Here is an 18,988-nt window from a genome sequence, read left to right as displayed (position 1 = left end):
TTTAACAATCTATTCTTTTCCTAACTTCCTGCAAGGCTTACAAAAATCACAACAGTCTTAATCCAAAGTATATAATTGAGACTCCTGAACTTGCAGATGAAATCCTAGGACTTCAAAACATTCTGGAAGGTGAAGAAATAAAAGTAGCAAGAAAGGGTATGAAGATGGCCTACTTGGTCTTTGCTAGAGGAGAGGGAGGGTATCTCTTTGGAGAAGTATGGAAGGATGGAGGCAAAAAGTTAAACCAACCTAAGGCCATTCGTATTCCTATAAATCAAATAGAGTATATCAAAGTTAGACGGAAAGCTTGGGTGCCACTTTAGCATGGACCTATTGGTCCAGATGATATATAAGCAAAAAAAGCTGCCTACTTAAAGGCAGCTTTTCAATTGAGGTAACTATTGATTATCCTTTGATTACAGAGAAATCGAAGTCTTCTAAGAATTTCGTAGTGAAGTTACCTTCCTTAAATTGTTCATTTTCCAGTAATGCGATATGGAAAGGAATTGTAGTTTTTACACCGTCAATTACAAATTCCTCCAAAGCTCTTTTCATTCTCACGATTACTTCTTCTCTTGATTGGCCACTGACTATCAGCTTGGCTATCATCGAATCGTAATTAGGAGGAATGACATAGCCTGCATATACGTGCGAATCAATTCTAACTCCACGTCCACCAGGAATATGAAGATTCTGAATTTTACCTGGACTAGGTCTAAAACCATGAGCAGGATCTTCTGCGTTGATTCTACATTCCATGGCGTAAAGCTTTGGATAGTAATTTCTTCCGGAAATCGTCTCACCAGCTGCTACTTTGATTTGTTCTTTGATCAAGTCGAAATCTGTAACTTCTTCAGTGATTGGGTGCTCTACCTGAATTCGGGTATTCATCTCCATGAAAAAGAAATTGCGATGCTTATCGACAAGGAATTCCACGGTTCCGGCTCCTTCGTAACCAATAGCTTCAGCGCCTTTGATAGCAGCCTTTCCCATAGCTTCACGAAGTTCGTCAGTGATAAATGGGGAAGGGGTCTCCTCAACTAATTTCTGGTGTCTTCTCTGAATAGAGCAATCTCTTTCTGAGAGATGGCATGCTTTACCAGTTTTATCTCCAATAATTTGAATCTCTATGTGGCGAGGTTCTTCAACGTATTTTTCAAGATACAAGCCGTCGTTTCCGAAGGCTGCACCGGATTCCATTCTTGCGTCGTCCCAAGCTTTTTTGAAACCAGCTTCTTCCTTCACAATACGCATTCCTCGTCCACCACCTCCGGCGGTTGCTTTTAGGATAACTGGATATCCCATTTCATTGGCAAGCTTGATGCCTTGCTCCATAGTTTCCAAAACTCCCTCTGAACCTGGAATGGTAGGAACACCAGCCGCTTTCATGGTTGCTTTGGCAGTAGCCTTGTCACCCATCTGATTGATCATCTCAGCACTGGCACCTATAAACTTGATTCCGTACTCTTCACAGATTTTAGAAAATTCTGCATTTTCTGAAAGGAATCCATATCCTGGATGTATAGCATCTGCATTGGTAATCTCTGCAGCAGCAATAATTCTTGGGATGTTTAGGTAGGATTCTCGGCTCGGTGCCGGACCTATGCAAACTGCTTCATCAGCAAACCTTACGTGTAAACTATCTTTATCCGCAGTAGAGTAGACAGCCACAGTCTCAATCCCCATTTCTTTACAGGTACGGATTATTCTGAGTGCAATTTCGCCTCTATTGGCAATTAGTATTTTTTTAAACACAGCTATTTATTTTTAATTAAAAAATTAACCCGCTGGATCTACAAGGAACAAGGGCTGATCATATTCTACAGGCGTAGAATTGCTCACCAAAATTTTAACGATTTTCCCTGAAATTTCAGATTCGATCTCATTGAAAAGCTTCATTGCTTCTATTATGCACACTGTCTCTCCAGCTTTTACAGTATCTCCCACTGCTACAAAAGGATCAGCATCCGGGCTTGAGGTAAGATAGAAAGTTCCGATCATTGGGGATTTGATCTCTACCAAATTTGATGGAGCCGCCTCTGCTGCAGGAGTAGGAGCCGAAGCTTGTGGTGTTGCCGGTTGAGCTGGGGCTGGTGCTGCGATAGGAGCTGGTGCGGGAGCTTCCACCATTCTAGGGGCAGAGGAATCAGCATATTTTTTAATAGAAAGTTCAAACTCGTCAGTTTTGATTTTAACTTCCGCCAAACCAGAATTGGAGATGTAATCAATCAACTCCTGAATCTCTTTTGCTTTCATAGGTCTATTTATTTAGGTGTGCCAAAAGGCATTTTAGAATGATTTTTTAAAAGAATAAAGCTGTGTAATTTAATGAAATCAGACAGCTTAACTAAGTTATTTTACTCTTTCTGAGTAGGAACCGTCCCGAGTATCCACTTTGATAAGAATGTCTTGCTCTACGAACAATGGAACCATCACTGTAGCGCCTGTCTCCACGGTAGCAGGTTTTAGAGCATTTGTCGCTGTATCCCCCTTGATGCCGGGCTCTGTGTAGGTAATCATCAATTCTACGAAAGGAGGAAGCTCCACTGCAAGTGGTGTTTCAGTCTCATCATGAATCAAAATATCCACCAGTTGACCATCCTTCAGCAGATTGGCTCTTTCTATTAATTTCTCGTCAATAGAAATCTGCTCAAAAGAGGTAGTGTCCATAAAGTTATAACCCATGTCATCTGCATAGAGAAACTGATGTGGTCTTTTTTCCACTCTGGCAGTTTCTACTTTTTCCCCAGCACTGAAAGTTTTATCAAGAGTCTTCCCAGAAGTGATTCCTTTCATTTTTGTTCTCACAAATGCAGGACCTTTGCCAGGCTTGACATGCTGAAACTCTACAATAGTGTAGATATCATTGTTCATCACCAGACAAAGTCCGTTTTTAAAATCTGCGGTACTAGCCATAAAGTATTATCGTATTGTTTTAATAAAATTATTTTGGGTCGTAGCCCCATTTTAGATAAATGGAACCCCAGGTAAATCCGCCTCCAAAGGCTGCCATGATTAAATTATCACCTTTTTTCAATTTGCTTTCGTAATCCCACAGACATAGTGGTATGGTAGCGGCAGTAGTGTTCCCGTATTTTTCTATATTCATCATCACCTTTTCGGATCCGATCCCCATACGGTTCGCCGTTGCATTGATAATTCTCATATTAGCCTGATGAGGGACTAACCAGGCAATGTCTTCACCAGTCAAGTTGTTTTTCTGCATAATTTCGGCGCTAACATCTGCCATATTAGTTACAGCAAACTTAAATACTGTAGAGCCTTCCTGATAAGCAAAGTGTTCTTTGGCGTCGACTGTCTCGTGTGTTGCTGGTCTATTACTGCCTCCGGCTTTCATGTGAAGGTAAGGAGCGCCTGATCCGTCAGATTTCAGTATAGCATCCATGATACCGTAATCTTCTGTGGTAGGTTCCAGCATTACAGCGCCAGCTCCATCGCCAAAAAGAATACAAGTAGCACGGTCAGTGTAATCAACTATCGAAGACATTTTATCTGCTCCTACCACGATAACCTTCTTGTGAGTTCCTGTCTGTATAAACTGACTTCCCATCTGCAATGCAAATAAAAACCCGGAACAGGCAGCACCTACATCAAAGCTGTAGCTGTTTTTTGCACCGACTAGATTTGCGATAAAATTACCTGTGGCAGGAAATGGCATGTCAGGAGTCACTGTTGCACAAATGATCAAATCCACATCAAGGGGATCCGTTCCGGTTTTTTCTAAAAGACCTCTTACAGCTTCGGCTCCCATTACAGAGGTGCCTTGATCTTCTCCTTTAAGTATTCTTCTTTCTTTTATTCCTGTTCTTGAGACGATCCACTCGTCGTTCGTATCTACAAGCTTCTCAAGTTCTTTGTTAGTCAACCTATATTCCGGAACGTATCCTTGTATTCCGGTGATCATGGCTCTGAGTTTGTCCATTATGCTGGGTTTAAGCTAAGATGATCAAATCATAATCATCTCGAGCTGTATGTTATGGATGTTTTCTATCCTGTAAGGAAGGCAAAAATATTACAATTGTCATTCTGAACCAAAAGAAATCCATCAATGGAAAGTAATAGCCCTACTTAATACGGAGATTGAATAAGGGTAAAAACAAAAAAATCCATCTGCAATTAGCAAATGGATTTTTTCAGATTTATGTGGCTGATTAAGCCAAGATTTCTTTTTCGATGATAACCTGTCCTTTGTAGTACAATTTACCGTCCAACCAGAAAGCTCTGTGCGGAAGGTGCATTTCGCCTGTAGTAGGACATTTAGCCAAACCTGGAGCCTCTAACTTGTAATGAGTTCTTCTCTTATCTCTTCTGGTTTTCGAAATTTTTCGTTTAGGATGTGCCATTTTATGCGTGGTTTATGATTATTCCTTGTTTTTTAACTTTTTTAAAAGATCCCATCTAGGATCGACTGGTGTATTATCTTCATCGGATTCTGAATCATCTTCCGAGCTGCTGGAATCCTGCCCATCTATATAAGCGTAGATTCCTTCTCCTTCGTATTCCTCATCATCCATTTCGTTTCTGTAATCCGGGTGAATTTTTTTCAGAGGCAAAGCCAATAAAATAAATTCGTAAATCAACTGAGCGACATTGACTTTGGGAGTATCCCTAGTAATCATAATGACGTTTTCATCGATTTCTTTTTCTTCCGCTCCGTATTTGTAGATCATCTTTTCATGAAAATCCAGAGGTTGTTCAAATAGCTCCAGACTTCTATCGCAAGTCAGTATGACTGTTCCTGCAATATGAAAATCCATTTCAATTACGTTTGCTCCGACTTTCATGATGACCCGTGCGGTCAGCTTGCCTTTTTCGACTAATTCATTGTCTTCGAAGTGTTGGAAAAATGAATCTCCAATTTCGAAGTCAATTTCGTGGATGCCTTCGAGGAACTTAATGACCTCAATATCAAATGTTCTCCAGAATTTCACGATACCTCCTCTCGATTTAAGACCGCAAAAATAGTGAATAATTATAAAAGGATGAAAGAGATCTTGAAATAATCTTTGGTTTAATTCAATAAATCTCTGGTTTTCCTTCTTAATCCTCTAACTCCTGCGGGTTATGTTGTTGAATAATGTCCGATGCTAAGAAAATCGCAGCGCGCATAGAGCCTTCGTCTGCGACATTTTTACCTGCGATATTGTACGCAGTGCCATGGTCCGGGGAAGTTCTCACAATAGGCAATCCTGCTGTAAAGTTAACTCCAGTGCTGAACGCCATGGATTTGAAAGGTACTAATCCCTGATCATGATACATAGCTAATATCCCGTCAAATTTTGTCTGATGAGCCATCCCGAAAAAACCATCAGCGGGATAGGGGCCAAATACCATTTTGTTTTGATCCTTTAAGGTGTGAATTGCAGGTTTGATGATTTGCTCTTCTTCTTCACCCAAAAGTCCATCTTCTCCCGCGTGTGGATTTAGGCCAAGAATTGCGATTTTTGGCTTATTGATGCCAAAATCCTTTTCCAGTGAGTTTAGCAAAATAGTGGCTTTTTGGATAATTCGCTCCTGAGTTACATTGTCTGCCACTTTTGATAAAGGAACATGACCAGTGACTAAGCCGACACGGAGTTGCTCAGCAACCATCAGCATCAAGCTTTCTTTGGATCCTACTGCTTCAGTGATGAATTCTGTATGACCTATAAAATGCAATTCTTCTGAATTAACATTGTTTTTATTCAGTGGTGCTGTTACCAGACCTTGTATGTTTCCTTCTTTCAGATCATTTACAGCCATTCTCAAGGCTGCCAAGGCAAATTTCCCTGCCTCATGAGTCTCTACTCCAGGGATTACCTCAGGACAATCTTCGCTTACGTTGATGACATTGATCCGTTTGTGTTGGATCTCGTCAATACTTCTGATTTGGGAAAAATTAAAATCATCCAACCCTAAAACTTTTCTATAGAAAGTAAATGCTTTTCCATGAGCATAAATCAAGGGAGTGAAGGACTTATAGGTTCGATTGTCCAGCAAAGCTTTCATGGTGACTTCCACACCGATTCCATTGATGTCGCCAATACTTATCCCGATAATGGGTTTGATCTTTCGTTGATGCATATAAAATATTATGTGGGCTAGTTGTTAAGCTTTGGTCAAGCCTGAGTCAGTTAGCTAGTCCTTTAGAATTATTATCTTAATTTTGATTTCGCAATTTATAAAAAATTATCTGAGCTAGTCGATGGAAAAGGTCAAAGCCAAGAAACACTTGGGACAGCATTTTTTGACCGATTTGGGTATTGCGGAGCAAATAGCTCAAGCGGTCAAAGGGCATGGTGGAGTATCTAAAGTCCTGGAAATAGGTCCTGGTATGGGAGTGCTTACTGATTTCCTTTTGAAAGTGAATCTCGATCTGCATCTCATAGATATAGATAAAGAATCAATAGTCTACCTTCATAAAAAATATCCGGAATTGGAAGATAGGATCATTGAAGGAGATTTCCTTAAAATGAATCTTGAAGAAGCATTTCCAGATAAGTTTGCCATCGCAGGAAATTTCCCATACAATATTTCTTCCCAGATTTTCTTCAAAGTATTGGAAGTCAAAGATCAGGTAACTGAAGTGGTTTGTATGCTACAGAAGGAAGTAGCTGAGCGAATAGCTTCGCCAAAAGGAAATAAAGACTACGGAATATTGTCAGTACTCCTACAGGCATATTATGATATAGAATATGTATTTACTGTTCCGCCACATGTTTTCGACCCTCCTCCCAAAGTCAACTCAGGAGTGATCCGCCTTACAAGAAATGCTACAGACAAATTGGATTGCAACGAAAAGCTTTTCAAACAGGTAGTAAAAGCAGGTTTTGGAAACAGGAGGAAAACGCTCAGAAACTGCATGAAACCTTTTAGTCTCCCTGCTGACTTTAATTCAAATCCCATTTTGGATTTAAGAGCCGAACAGCTGGATGTGGCCGATTTTATATTTTTAACTCAGACTATCGAAGCTTCCCGTGGAAATAATTAAGCAATTTGAACTTTCGAAAGAATACTTAGAAAGCCTGCAAGAGGCAATTGAGTCAGAAGATTTGACTTTCATTCAGGAGTCTTTGGATGGGGTAAATGTGGCTGATATTGCAGCACTTCTCGATGAGTTGTCGATGGCAGAATCCATCTTCGTGCTTCGGGTATTGGATGCTCAGTTAGCCGCGGATATTATTATTGAGTTGGAAGCCACCAATCAGCACCGGGTCCTGAAGGAACTGGAAGTGCAGGAAATGGCCAATCTCATCGAGTTAATGGATTCCGATGATGGTGCGGATATTCTTAATCTTTTTTTGGAAAGAGAGCGGGAAGACATCATCAGCCACTTTCAGGATAAAGTAAAATCCGATCAGATCCTCGAGCTGTTAAGATATGATGAAGATACAGCTGGGGGGATTATGGCGAAGGAATACATTCGTGCAAATAAAAACTGGAATGTTGTTCAGACGATCAATGAGATTCGGCGACAGGCAGAAAATGTAAGTAAAATCTATTCCATTTTCGTAGTAAATAATAGGCAACAACTGATGGGAATTGTTTCTCTGAAGCGGATAGTTTTAGCTTCTGACGACACAAAGATTGAGGATATCTATGAGGAGGAAGTAATCTCTGTACCTACCTATATGGATCAGGAGGAGGTAGCGGAGATCATGCGTAAGTACGATTTGGAATCACTACCTGTGGTGAATAGCAAAAATAAATTGGTTGGTAGGATTACAGTGGATGATATTCTGGATGTAATCCGTGAAGAAGCTGAAGAAGATATACAGGCGATGACGGGTATTTCGGATACGGTCGATGAATATGACAGTGTAATCAAACTCTCCAAAGCCAGACTACCTTGGTTGTTAATTGGTATTTGCGGTGGTTTATTGGGAGCCGGATTCATAGGCTTTTTTGAAGAAGGCCTTAGCAAGGTAACTGCACTGGCATTTTTTATACCTTTAATTACAGCGACAGGTGGAAATGTTGGGATTCAAACTTCTTCCATTGTGGTGCAATCACTTGCCAGTAAGTCTATTTTCGATGATTCCTTAGCAAAGAGGTTTCTCAAAGTGCTCTTAGTAGCGATTCTAAATGGATTGATTCTGGCAACTTTCGTTTTTGGAGTGGTCGTGCTGTTCTATAAAACTGATGTTTCCTTTGCAATGGTTGTTTCCATCGCTTTATTTTCGGTTGTGCTCCTTGCATCATTTATGGGAACTATCACACCGATTATTCTTGACAAAGTGGGTATAAACCCAGCTTTAGCTTCAGGTCCATTTATCACTACAGCAAATGATCTTATTGGTCTAGCGGTATATTTTTTAGTAGCCATGTCCTTATTGAACATTTAATTCCTTTCAAAAAAATGAAGATTCTTATCATTGACGAAATGCACGAAAGCATCATGCCTATGCTTCAAAAGATAGGGCATGAAGTTATTTATTTGCCCAAAATCAACCGTGAAGAAATCTTGGCAACCGTTGCTGAATACGATGGGCTTATTATTCGTTCCAAGACTCCTATGGACAAGGAGCTGCTAGAACGCGCCAAAAATTTAAAATTTATTGGAAGGGCAGGAGCTGGACTAGATAAAATAGACTTGGATTACATGGCAGAAAGGGAGATTAAACTCTTTCATGCTGCGAAAGGAAATCGTGATGCCGTGGCGGAGCATGCAGTAGGGATGTTATTGGCTCTTTTCAACAATGTTAAAAAAGCAGATCAGGAAGTAAGAAAAGGCATCTGGGACCGAGAGGGAAATCGCGGCCACGAACTTATGGGAAAAACCGTAGGCATTATGGGCTATGGAAATATGGGGAAATCCTTTGCCCATAGATTGCAAGGTTTTAAAGTCAATATCCTCGCTTATGACAAATACAAGATGGATTTTGGGGATAATTTCGTTCAGGAGGTCATGTGGGAAAAGCTAAAAGCTGAAGCGGATATTCTGAGTATCCATGTACCACTAACTCAAGAGACTAAAGGCTTTTTTACTATGAAAGAACTAAAAAGTTTTGCAAAACCTTTCTGGCTGATCAATACAGCTAGGGGAGAAGTAATTAGTTTCAAGACATTAAATGAAGCACTGGATGAGGGTATTTTGCGAGGAGCTCTACTGGATGTATTGGAAAATGAAAAGTTTCAGAAATTTACCTCAGAGCAAAAAGAAGAATTTGAAAAACTGGCAGCTAGAGACAATGTATTATTTAGTCCACACGTGGCAGGATGGACATATGAATCTTATGAAAAGATCAACAAAGTCTTGGTAAAAAAAATAAAGAAAAACTTTAAGAGTCAGTGATTAAAATACTCAATTAATCACTTTGATTTTTTGGATCTCAGATATTTAAAATAAATTTTTTTAAGAATTTTTTAATGGATTTTGAGTTAGGTTTAATTTCAATTGAAGAAAAGCTATCAATCAAAATCATAGTGTAAAATTTAGGTTTAAAGTCACATCAAAGAACCTATATTTCGGATAACAAACAGCTGTTGTGCTGGGAGAATATCAACTTATATTTTACACGTTATGGAATCCAATGAATCTCTAAATCTTTTTGACGCAAGGAGGCTTTTGATTGGTGAAGATATTCCTTACGCTTTCCTAGCTGAAGTCTTTGTGCGTTCAGTTGTCATGTTTTTTATTGTGCTTTTGGTACTAAGGATGTCTGGCAAGCGGGGAATCAAGCAGCTTTCTGTTTTTGAACTGGCAATTATTATCTCATTGGGATCTGCCGCTGGCGACCCCATGTTTTATGAAGATGTGGCCTTGCTTCCGGCTATTTTAGTTTTCATAGTTGTGATCAGCCTATATAAACTCATAACTTACCTGACTGGTAGATATGAGAAGGTAGAAGAATTTGTAGAAGGGAAACCGGTGAAATTGATAGAGAATGGTAAAATCCTTTACAAATCATTCCGGAAGGAATCTTTGGCTTACGATGAGTTATTTTCCCAGCTTAGGCAAAATAGCGTATCTCATCTGGGGCAGGTGGAATTCGCCTATCTGGAGACTTCAGGAGATCTAAGTATTTTCTATTACTCTGATGAAAAGGTGATTTTTGGGTTACCAATTCTACCAGATATTTATGATTTTCCAGTCACTACATTTCATAATGGAGGAGTTTATTGCTGTAAGCATTGCGGGGAAACTAAGCCGGAAAACCCTGACAGTATCACTTGCGAAGTTTGTGGAGAGAAAGAATGGATTGCGGCTAAAAAGGAACCTAGACTAAAATGATTTAGCGTTTACCAAATCGTTTTACTTTTTGCTGCATATTGATTTTTAGCCGTTTCATAAGGGGTTCATGCTTAGTGAAGAATGAAATTCCTGCTTTGCTTTGTTTCAAAGCTTTGTTATCTTTGTAGTTCAAATACAAGCTAACAACAAGGTAACGGTCACGTCTTGCGACCGTTACTTTGTTTTTGTGGCTTAATTAATAGAAGAGTAGAATATGGGAACAATACAATACTATACTGAAGAAGGTCTGAAAAGATTGAAGGACGAACTTCAAATGCTTAAGACAAAAGGCAGAACGGATATTTCCAATCAAATAGCAGAAGCTAGAGACAAAGGTGACTTAAGCGAGAATGCAGAATATGATGCAGCTAAGGATGCTCAGGGCCACCTTGAATTGAAGATCGCAAAGTTGGAAGCTGTAGTGGGTAATGCCCGGATTTTGGACAGTTCTCAACTGGATACCACTAAGGTAGGTATTCTGACTACCGTGAAAATAAAAAATGTGAAAAACGGAATGACTGTAAGCTATACGTTAGTTTCTGAAGAGGAAGCTGACTTAAAGGCGGGTAAGATTTCTTTAGCTTCACCTTTCGGAAAAGGTCTAGTAGGTAAAAAAATAGGGGAAATCGCTGAAGTTAAAGCACCGGCAGGAACTCTCCAATTCGAAATTTTAGATATCACTTTCTAACTCAATCCCGACATTAGTCGGGATTTTTATTATTCGATTATGCCTTCAATTTTCACCAAAATTATCAACCGAGAAATCTCAGGTTACATAGTGGCTGAGGACGAAAATTACATCGCATTTTTAGATATCATGCCTTTGGTACAAGGACATGTTCTGGTGGTTCCCAAGAAAGAAGTCAATTACATTTTTGACATGGAACCGGAAATGCTTTCTGGTTTGCATCTTTTTGCGCAGCAGGTGGCTAAAGCTATGGATAAAACGATCAAATGTACACGAATTGGTGTTGCTGTGATCGGCCTTGAAGTTCCTCACGTGCATGTGCACCTTGTTCCACTTAGAACAATGGATGATATTAATTTCACCAGACCCAAGTTGAAGCCTTCAAAGGAAGAATTGGCGGAAACCGCTGAGAAGATTAAAGGAGGATTTTAATAATTAGAGGTCTGTTTACTGGGGTCAGGTCGCTTATCAGAACTCAACATAGAGGCTGATCAATGCGACTTCTCACTTTTACAAATCAGAAATCTCATACCTTGGTGTGCCTCCTTTTTTGCTGGCTACAAATGCGCCTAGTTTGCAGGCAAAATCAAGAACTTTCTTAAGAGGTTGTTCTTCAAGATAAGTTTTGATGAAGCCACTGAGAAATGCATCTCCTGCTCCGATGCTATCCGCGACTGTAACCTTATAACCTTCATGAGAAATAATATTCCCTTCTTTATAAATTAGAGCCCCTTTGGATCCTTGCGTCACGCAAATCAAATCCATAGGATAATGTGTGTCAAGGTAATTGCACACACTTTCCACATTTGGCTTTACGTCAAAGTAGTCAGCAAAAATACCCAGTTCATCTTCATTGATTTTTAGAATATCTGTGAACCCGAGTAAGGTTTCGATTATCTCAAAATCATAAAACGGTGGTCTAAAGTTTACATCGAAAATCCGTAGAGTTTGGTGATGAAGCAGTCTAAGCAAGGTTTGCAGACTATGTGAATTTCTCACTCCCAGCGTGCCAAACACAAAAGCTTCAGCTCCGGATACCGCATTATCATTTTCCTCATTCCAATCCACATAATCCCATGCGACCGGAGACACGATCGTGTATTTGATATTTTCTGGATCCGAGTCATTTACCAGTACCTTGGATGTTTCGTGCTCTTCATTAACCTGAATCAAATCTACGGGAAGATCGAAAGTTTTTAAAAATGCGATAAGCTTCTCACCATCACTGTCATTCCCGACAGCTGATATAAGTTTTGAATCTAATCCAAGTTGGTGGAGATTGAGGGTTACATTCATGGGAGCTCCACCTGGCACAGGCCCGGAAGGAAGACAGTCCCAAAGCATTTCACCAAATATTACTACCTTTTTTTTCATGGATTAATGAATATTTTGATGAATTTCTTCCAATGATCTTCCTTTAGTTTCAGGCATTCTGAACATTACCCATAGCAATTGCCAAACCATCATCACTGCAAAAAACGAGAAAATGTAGCCAGGACCAAATTGGTTGGCAAAGAACGGAAAGACATTTGCAATAATTGCTGCCAAGATCCAATGGGTGAATGAACCGATGGATTGACCGTAAGCACGTAGCTCGTTTGGAAACATTTCGGATATAAATACCCAAATGACAGAACCTTGTCCTATTGCATGTGAAGTAATAAAAGCAAAAACGAAGTATGGCAGCCAGAAAGAAGGAATTCCCGTACCAAGGAAATTATAGGCCATTAATGACAGGGAAATAATGTATCCAATTGAACCCATGTACATCAATTTTTTTCTTCCTATTCTATCGATCAGATAAAGCCCTAGAAATGTGGCAAATAAATTCACAATACCAATTCCGATGGTGGAGATCAAAGCACTTTCGGTGGAAATCCCTGCCATTTCGAATACTCTTGGTGCAAAATAGATGATGGCGTTTATACCTGAAACTTGATTGAAAAATGCGAACATGATAGCCATGATCGTAGTTGGAAGAAATCGCTTCGCAAAAATTGCTTTGAAGCTCCCTCTCTCATCAATTTTCTTTTCTTCTGCTATAGCTAATCGGATAGCATCATCCACACCTTCAGGATCTGTTCGTGTTAAAATTGCCCTGGCTTGTTCTTGGTCATTTTTCTTTCCTATCAACCATCTAGGACTCTCAGGAATTCTGAAAATCAAAACGCTATAAATTAAAGCAGGTACTCCCTCTACAGCCAGCATCCATCGCCATTCCTGAGCTATTTCAGCTGTCCCGATTAAGTAATTGGATACGTAAGCGATCACAATCCCGAAAACAATATTGAACTGATAAAGTGCTACCAGCAATCCACGGTTTTTGGCAGGGGCGATTTCTGAGATATACATTGGGGCTACTACAGAAGAAGCACCCACTCCCAATCCTCCTATGAATCGAAAAATGGTAAAAGAGGTGACATCCCATGCAAGGCCTGATCCGACTGCTGAAATCAGATAAAATAAACCTATCCAGAGGAGACTCTTTTGCCTTCCCCACTTATCAGCTGGAATTCCCCCAAACAATGCTCCTATCACAGTGCCATAAAGTGCCGAGGCTATGGCAAGTCCGTGCATCCAGTCACTCAACTGCCAAACTTCCTGTATTGCCCTCTCTGCACCGGAAATTACGGCGGTATCAAAACCAAACAAAAAACCGCCTAATGCGGCTGTCAGAGAGATGAAAAAAGCATATTGTTTAGAGGACATAGATTATTGGGGTATGATTATTTTGCTAAACTAACTAGAAGCCGAATAAATCAAAATCTATATTTCCGGATTTGCTCTATTATTACACCAAATAATATTTCGCGAATATAGTTGAGATAAAGTGGAGCGCCTATAATTGTTATATTTGTCTTCTGAGCAGATTAGCTAGAAAACCATGGTTAGCTGCAGAATAATAATACTATACCAAGTTAATTCAACTCGATGTCAACCATTCCTGAGAGCTATAAACCCAAAAATCACATTAGAATTGTAACTGCCGCGTCTCTGTTTGACGGGCACGATGCCGCGATCAATATCATGCGTCGAATCATTCAGTCAACTGGCTGTGAGGTGATACATCTAGGACATAATCGATCTGTGCAGGAGATTGTTGATTGCGCCATCCAAGAGGATGTGCAGGCAATTGCAATTACATCATATCAAGGTGGTCATGTGGAATTTTTTAAATACATGTATGATTTGCTCCGTGAAAAAGGAGCAGCTCATGTTAAGATTTTTGGTGGAGGCGGAGGAACCATACTTCCTGAAGAGATCAAAGAACTTCAGGATTATGGCATTAATAGAATCTATGCTCCTGATGATGGACGCTCCATGGGATTGCAGGGAATGATTAATGACTTGGTAAGTCAATGTGATTTTGCAATAGGAGATGAGCTTCCGGAAGGCTTTGTACTTGGTGTGGATAATAAAGAGCATGTCGCTCGAGCGATTTCTGCCTTTGAAAACTTCCCTGAAAATTCCACTCAGCTTTTGGAAAAAGTAAGAGAGCAAAGTAAAGAATGTAAAACTCAAATTCTTGGAATTACCGGAACCGGTGGTGCAGGAAAGTCTTCTCTAGTGGATGAGTTGGTTCGAAGATTCATTATGGATTTCGAAGATAAAACACTGGCTATCATATCAGTTGATCCGTCTAAGCGAAAAACAGGTGGAGCCCTTCTTGGAGATAGAATTCGCATGAATGCGATTCATCATCCTCGTGTTTACATGCGCTCACTGGCCACTAGACAATCTAACTTGGCGCTTTCAAGATATGTGCAGGATGCAGTGGATACAGTGAAGGCTGCTGGTTTTGATATGGTGATTTTAGAGACTTCAGGAATTGGGCAGTCAGATACAGAGATCATTGAGCATTCAGATCTCTCTCTTTATGTGATGACTCCAGAATATGGCGCTGCGTCCCAACTCGAAAAAATCGACATGCTCGACTTTGCCGATGTTATTGCGCTGAATAAGTTTGATAAACGAGGAGCTTTGGATGCGATCCGTGACGTGAAGAAGCAGTTCAAAAGAAATCATAACCTCTGGGAAGCCAAGGATGAGGATTTACCTGTTTTTGGAACCATAGCCTCTCAGTTCAATGATCCTGGCATGAATCATTTGTATCGTACACTGATTTCTAAAATAGCAGAGAGTCACCCTGAAATGAAAAGTGACTTTGAACTGACTGCCGGCAACTCTGAGAAAATCTACATTATTCCACCTGCTAGAACCAGATACCTGTCGGAGATCTCGGAAATCAATAGAAATTACGATGTATGGGTGGAGGAGCAAAAAGAAATTGCTCAGCAATTGTATAGCATTACCAAGTCTATTGAAGCAATTGAAAACACCAAAGTGGAGGACAAGGATCGTTTGATCAAAGAACTTCAGGAAGTGTATGCACAGGTAGAGCTTGAGTTTGACCCAAAGAACAAAAAATGGCTTGAGGAATGGCCTTCAGAAGCTGCAAAATACAGTGAGGACTTTTATGTTTTCAAAGTGCGCGATAAGGAGATCAAGATTAAAACTTATTCAACTTCACTTTCTGATTCCAGAATTCCAAAGGTTTGCTTGCCTAAATATGATGCTTGGGGAGATGTATTGAAATGGGGACTACGAGAAAATGTCCCGGGAAAATTCCCATACACTGCCGGGGTTTTTCCTTTCAAAAGAGAAGGAGAAGATCCTACACGTATGTTTGCTGGAGAAGGTGGGCCAGAGCGTACAAATAAACGCTTTCACTATGTATCAAAGGACATGGCTGCCAAGCGTCTTTCCACAGCATTTGACTCGGTCACACTTTATGGAGAAGACCCCGATCATCGCCCTGATATCTATGGCAAAATAGGGAATTCTGGTGTGAGCGTGTGCTGTTTAGATGATGCGAAGAAGTTATACTCTGGCTTTAATTTAGTAGATCCAATGACCTCAGTGTCAATGACTATTAATGGTCCTGCAGCTACCATGACAGCATTCTTTATGAATGCAGCCATCGATCAACAATGCGAAGTTTATATCAAAGAAAATGGCCTCGAGTCTGAGATAAATCAGAAAATAGATCAAATCTATAAAGCTAAAAATCTTCCGAGGCCTACCTATAATGCCAAAGTTCCAGAAGGCAATAACGGACTAGGTCTGATGCTTTTGGGTGTTACAGGTGATCAGGTGCTACCAGCTGAGATTTATCAAAAAATCAAAGCCGATACAATCTCCAAAGTTAGAGGGACAGTTCAGGCTGATATTTTAAAAGAAGATCAGGCACAGAATACCTGTATTTTCTCCACAGAGTTTTCACTTAGATTGATGGGGGATGTGCAGCAATATTTTATAAATCAGGGTATCCGTAACTTTTATTCTGTTTCCATTTCGGGCTACCATATTGCCGAGGCAGGAGCCAATCCAATTACACAATTGGCTTTGACGCTTTCTAACGGGTTTACTTACGTTGAATATTACGTAAGCCGTGGAATGGACATCAACCAGTTTGCACCAAACCTTTCCTTCTTTTTCTCAAATGGTATTGACCCGGAATATGCGGTTATAGGAAGAGTTGCGCGTAGGATTTGGGCAAAAGCCATGAAATTGAAGTACGGTGCAAACGAGCGCTCGCAGATGTTGAAGTATCATATTCAAACTTCCGGTCGCTCACTTCATGCGCAGGAAATTGATTTTAATGACATCAGAACTACGCTGCAGGCACTTTATGCGATTTATGATAATTGTAATTCTCTTCATACGAATGCCTATGACGAGGCAATCACTACGCCTACTGAAGCTTCAGTTCGCAGAGCGATGGCTATTCAATTGATTATCAATAAGGAATTGGGATTAGCGAAGAATGAAAATCCTATTCAAGGTGCATTTATCATCGAAGAATTGACAGACTTAATTGAAGAGGCTGTCTATGTAGAATTTGATAGAATTACAGAACGAGGTGGAGTTTTAGGTGCAATGGAAACGATGTACCAGCGTGGAAAAATCCAGGAGGAAAGTATGCACTACGAGATGCTGAAACATACTGGAGAATACCCAATTATTGGAGTCAATACATTCCTCTCCTCAGATGGATCTCCAACTGTCACTCCAGGTGAAGTAATCAGAGCGGAGAAAGAAGAAAAGGAAGCTCAAATCAAAACCTTGCAAACGTTGCATGCTGCAAACCCAGAATTAGTAAATAAGCACTTAGAGGCATTGAAGAAGGTTTCTGTGAAGAATGAAAATATATTTGAGGAACTAATGGAGGCTGTAAAGTATTGTTCACTTGGACAGATCACCCATGCACTTTATCAAGTGGGTGGACAGTACCGAAGGAATATGTAACCTGATAAATAGATTGAAAAATTGGAAGATTACAATATTCTTAAGAAGAGTAATTCTAGAGATTAATAAGAGATAAAATGGCAAAAAGAAATGTTACGGTTCGCATGAAAGCGGATCACGAATACGAGGCGGTAAACCCACAAGGAAATGTGGTTCAGATAGATATGTATGATCCTCAGGATAAAAAAGCGCAGTCTCCTATGGATTTGTTGCTTTCTGCGTTGGGTTCATGCGCCTCAGTAGATGCTGTTTTGATGATGAAAAAGAAGCGTAGGACGGTTACTGATTTTACTGTGGAAGTAGAAGGAAATCGAAATGAAGGTGTTCCTGCCTATTACACTGATATCAATATGAAATTTATACTGATTTCACCCGACGCCAAGGAAGAGGAATTTGCCAAAGTTGTAGCGTTATCTGTGGAGAAATACTGCTCAGTTGCCTCTTCGCTTAAAGCAAATATTACATTCTCGTCAGAAGTAAAAACTGCCTAATGAGAGTAGTAAAGGAATTTATTCAGGAGGATATACGCATTAGTGTGTTCTCCTGGAACAATAAATACATAGTTAAGTTTGAGCTCGGTCCTATGGAACAGACCTTTAAGATTCCAGAAACTGATGTACTAGAAGAAGCTGATTTAGAGGTCTTTTGGGCTGGTGTTTTTTTTGATAAAGTAAAAATGAGGTTTAAGGAAATGGGAGAATCATTTCGTGCTGAGTTGGAAAATTTATAATTTCCCAATTCAGCAAAGACTTATGAAAGCAACCCAAGCCTTACTTTTTCCAATTTTCATTTTTTTGTTTTCCTGTAGCTCGCCTGAGAAAAATGGTAGAGATCTGAATAATTCATTTGACAATTCTATAATTGGGGAGATGGAGTCCGAGCTATCGCGGCTTAATGATGAAATTATTTTCCTGAAAGATCATTTCGAGTTCTTACTGGAAAATAAGGACAGTTTGGAAAAGTTTCATGAGAAGGATAAGTACAGCTACGATAATGGATTCTCAACAAATACACCCAAAGATTCGGATCAATTAAGTTCCATTGTAATCCTAAAAACAACTCCTGATTATAATGAGGCGTTAAAAAACGTAACCATTACGAATGGGATGGATTCGGTCTTTTATAATACTTTTAAGAAATACGACATTCTTGCTCAGGTATATTATAACTCTATCGATCAAATTTCGCGTGTATTTCCTGCCTACGATGCGAAAACTTTACTTGACCCAAGTTTAGACCTAACTAGGTTTAATTTTTTTTACGAAGGGGATAAAACTCATAATCCGGAAAAAGGGCCAGTTTGGATACCGGAAGTCTATATTGATCCAGCCGGAAGAGGATGGATTCTCTCTTTAGTCCATCCTGTTTTTGAAGGTGAAGAATTGTATGCAGTTTTAGGGATCGATATTACAGTAGATGAAATAATTGGGAGATATTTAGAAAATAAGGAGGGCGAGTTTTTAATAGTGAATGGCAAAGGAGATATAGTAGCAGGAAACGCAGGAGCAATAGAAGCTTTAAGTTTTCCTCCCTTGTTAAATCATGTCTACCTAGAAACTATCCTTCAGGATAATTTTCGCATATCAGACTTTAATCTCTTCAACAGTAAAAACAATGAAGTTCGTATGATGGCACAATCCTTTATTATGAAGAATGAAACAAAGTTTTTGTTTGAAGGAGAATTTAGTCCTGAGGCCGCTTATGCCATGCCATTTTCAATACTAGATTGGTATTTGATAGAAATTGATCCGGCATGA

The 18,988-nt window shown here is 39.8% G+C and carries 19 protein-coding genes; 10 read left to right on the top strand and 9 right to left on the bottom strand.

What is annotated here, in order from left to right; genetic code table 11:
• Positions 1-405 precede the first annotated feature (405 nt).
• From accC to pdxA, 7 genes are all read right to left on the bottom strand, one after another.
• A complete protein-coding gene (gene accC, locus AACZ73_RS16610) occupies positions 406-1,755 on the bottom strand; it encodes an acetyl-CoA carboxylase biotin carboxylase subunit (RefSeq protein WP_339879573.1) in 1,350 nt (449 codons plus the stop codon).
• A 24-nt stretch (positions 1,756-1,779) separates the two neighbouring features.
• Positions 1,780-2,256, bottom strand: a complete 477-nt coding sequence (gene accB, locus AACZ73_RS16605; protein ID WP_339879571.1) for an acetyl-CoA carboxylase biotin carboxyl carrier protein — start codon at positions 2,254-2,256, stop codon at positions 1,780-1,782.
• A 96-nt stretch (positions 2,257-2,352) separates the two neighbouring features.
• Positions 2,353-2,916, bottom strand: coding sequence for an elongation factor P (efp, locus tag AACZ73_RS16600; protein WP_339879569.1), 564 nt, complete (start codon positions 2,914-2,916; stop codon positions 2,353-2,355).
• 28 nt (positions 2,917-2,944) lie between these two features.
• Complete coding sequence (locus AACZ73_RS16595; RefSeq protein ID WP_339879568.1) at positions 2,945-3,943, bottom strand: beta-ketoacyl-ACP synthase III; 999 nt, start codon at positions 3,941-3,943, stop codon at positions 2,945-2,947.
• A 229-nt stretch (positions 3,944-4,172) separates the two neighbouring features.
• On the bottom strand, positions 4,173-4,364 hold the full coding sequence (gene rpmF, locus AACZ73_RS16590) for a 50S ribosomal protein L32 (RefSeq protein ID WP_057938136.1): 192 nt from the start codon (positions 4,362-4,364) through the stop codon (positions 4,173-4,175).
• 18 nt (positions 4,365-4,382) lie between these two features.
• On the bottom strand, positions 4,383-4,952 hold the full coding sequence (locus AACZ73_RS16585; protein ID WP_339879566.1) for a DUF177 domain-containing protein: 570 nt from the start codon (positions 4,950-4,952) through the stop codon (positions 4,383-4,385).
• Between the two features lie 109 nt (positions 4,953-5,061).
• Positions 5,062-6,084, bottom strand: coding sequence for a 4-hydroxythreonine-4-phosphate dehydrogenase PdxA (gene pdxA, locus AACZ73_RS16580; protein WP_339879564.1), 1,023 nt, complete (start codon positions 6,082-6,084; stop codon positions 5,062-5,064).
• 121 nt (positions 6,085-6,205) lie between these two features.
• On the opposite strand from pdxA, the gene rsmA reads away from it, so the two are divergent.
• The 6 genes from rsmA (at position 6,206) to AACZ73_RS16550 (ending at position 11,354) form a co-directional block, all read left to right on the top strand.
• Positions 6,206-6,991: a 16S rRNA (adenine(1518)-N(6)/adenine(1519)-N(6))-dimethyltransferase RsmA gene (rsmA, locus tag AACZ73_RS16575; protein WP_339879563.1), complete on the top strand. Its 786-nt coding sequence runs from the start codon at positions 6,206-6,208 to the stop codon at positions 6,989-6,991.
• Positions 6,978-8,345, top strand: a complete 1,368-nt coding sequence (gene mgtE, locus AACZ73_RS16570) for a magnesium transporter (RefSeq protein WP_339879561.1) — start codon at positions 6,978-6,980, stop codon at positions 8,343-8,345. Before rsmA ends, mgtE begins: the two co-directional genes overlap by 14 nt.
• Before the next feature lie 14 nt (positions 8,346-8,359).
• Positions 8,360-9,295 carry a 2-hydroxyacid dehydrogenase gene (locus AACZ73_RS16565; RefSeq protein WP_339879560.1) on the top strand — a complete coding sequence of 312 codons (936 nt, stop codon included), beginning with the start codon at positions 8,360-8,362 and terminating at the stop codon, positions 9,293-9,295.
• A 228-nt stretch (positions 9,296-9,523) separates the two neighbouring features.
• Positions 9,524-10,234 (top strand): DUF421 domain-containing protein, encoded by a 711-nt coding sequence (locus tag AACZ73_RS16560; RefSeq protein ID WP_339879558.1) that lies wholly within the window; start codon positions 9,524-9,526, stop codon positions 10,232-10,234.
• A gap of 214 nt (positions 10,235-10,448) precedes the next feature.
• The gene (gene greA / locus AACZ73_RS16555) at positions 10,449-10,922 is read left to right on the top strand and encodes a transcription elongation factor GreA (RefSeq protein ID WP_339879557.1); all 474 of its coding nucleotides are present in this window, start codon (positions 10,449-10,451) and stop codon (positions 10,920-10,922) included.
• Between the two features lie 39 nt (positions 10,923-10,961).
• Positions 10,962-11,354 carry an HIT family protein gene (locus tag AACZ73_RS16550; protein WP_339879556.1) on the top strand — a complete coding sequence of 131 codons (393 nt, stop codon included), beginning with the start codon at positions 10,962-10,964 and terminating at the stop codon, positions 11,352-11,354.
• 78 nt (positions 11,355-11,432) lie between these two features.
• Here the strand turns inward: AACZ73_RS16550 and AACZ73_RS16545 are convergent, their stop codons facing one another.
• On the bottom strand, positions 11,433-12,296 hold the full coding sequence (locus tag AACZ73_RS16545) for a carbohydrate kinase (protein ID WP_339879554.1): 864 nt from the start codon (positions 12,294-12,296) through the stop codon (positions 11,433-11,435).
• A gap of 3 nt (positions 12,297-12,299) precedes the next feature.
• On the bottom strand, positions 12,300-13,631 hold the full coding sequence (locus AACZ73_RS16540) for a sugar porter family MFS transporter (protein ID WP_339879553.1): 1,332 nt from the start codon (positions 13,629-13,631) through the stop codon (positions 12,300-12,302).
• Between the two features lie 222 nt (positions 13,632-13,853).
• On the opposite strand from AACZ73_RS16540, the gene AACZ73_RS16535 reads away from it, so the two are divergent.
• The 4 genes from AACZ73_RS16535 (at position 13,854) to AACZ73_RS16520 (ending at position 18,988) form a co-directional block, all read left to right on the top strand.
• Positions 13,854-17,231: a methylmalonyl-CoA mutase family protein gene (locus AACZ73_RS16535; protein WP_339879552.1), complete on the top strand. Its 3,378-nt coding sequence runs from the start codon at positions 13,854-13,856 to the stop codon at positions 17,229-17,231.
• 77 nt (positions 17,232-17,308) lie between these two features.
• A complete protein-coding gene (locus tag AACZ73_RS16530) occupies positions 17,309-17,722 on the top strand; it encodes an OsmC family protein (protein ID WP_339879550.1) in 414 nt (137 codons plus the stop codon).
• Positions 17,722-17,961: a hypothetical protein gene (locus tag AACZ73_RS16525; protein WP_339879548.1), complete on the top strand. Its 240-nt coding sequence runs from the start codon at positions 17,722-17,724 to the stop codon at positions 17,959-17,961. Before AACZ73_RS16530 ends, AACZ73_RS16525 begins: the two co-directional genes overlap by 1 nt.
• 22 nt (positions 17,962-17,983) lie before the next feature.
• The gene (locus tag AACZ73_RS16520) at positions 17,984-18,988 is read left to right on the top strand and encodes a hypothetical protein (protein WP_339879546.1); all 1,005 of its coding nucleotides are present in this window, start codon (positions 17,984-17,986) and stop codon (positions 18,986-18,988) included.

Origin of the sequence: uncultured Algoriphagus sp. (genome assembly GCF_963974835.1) — a bacterium.
GTDB lineage: Bacteria > Bacteroidota > Bacteroidia > Cytophagales > Cyclobacteriaceae > Algoriphagus.
The sequence above is the reverse complement of the archived record's forward strand: the minus strand, read 5'-3'. Positions and strand labels throughout refer to the sequence as shown.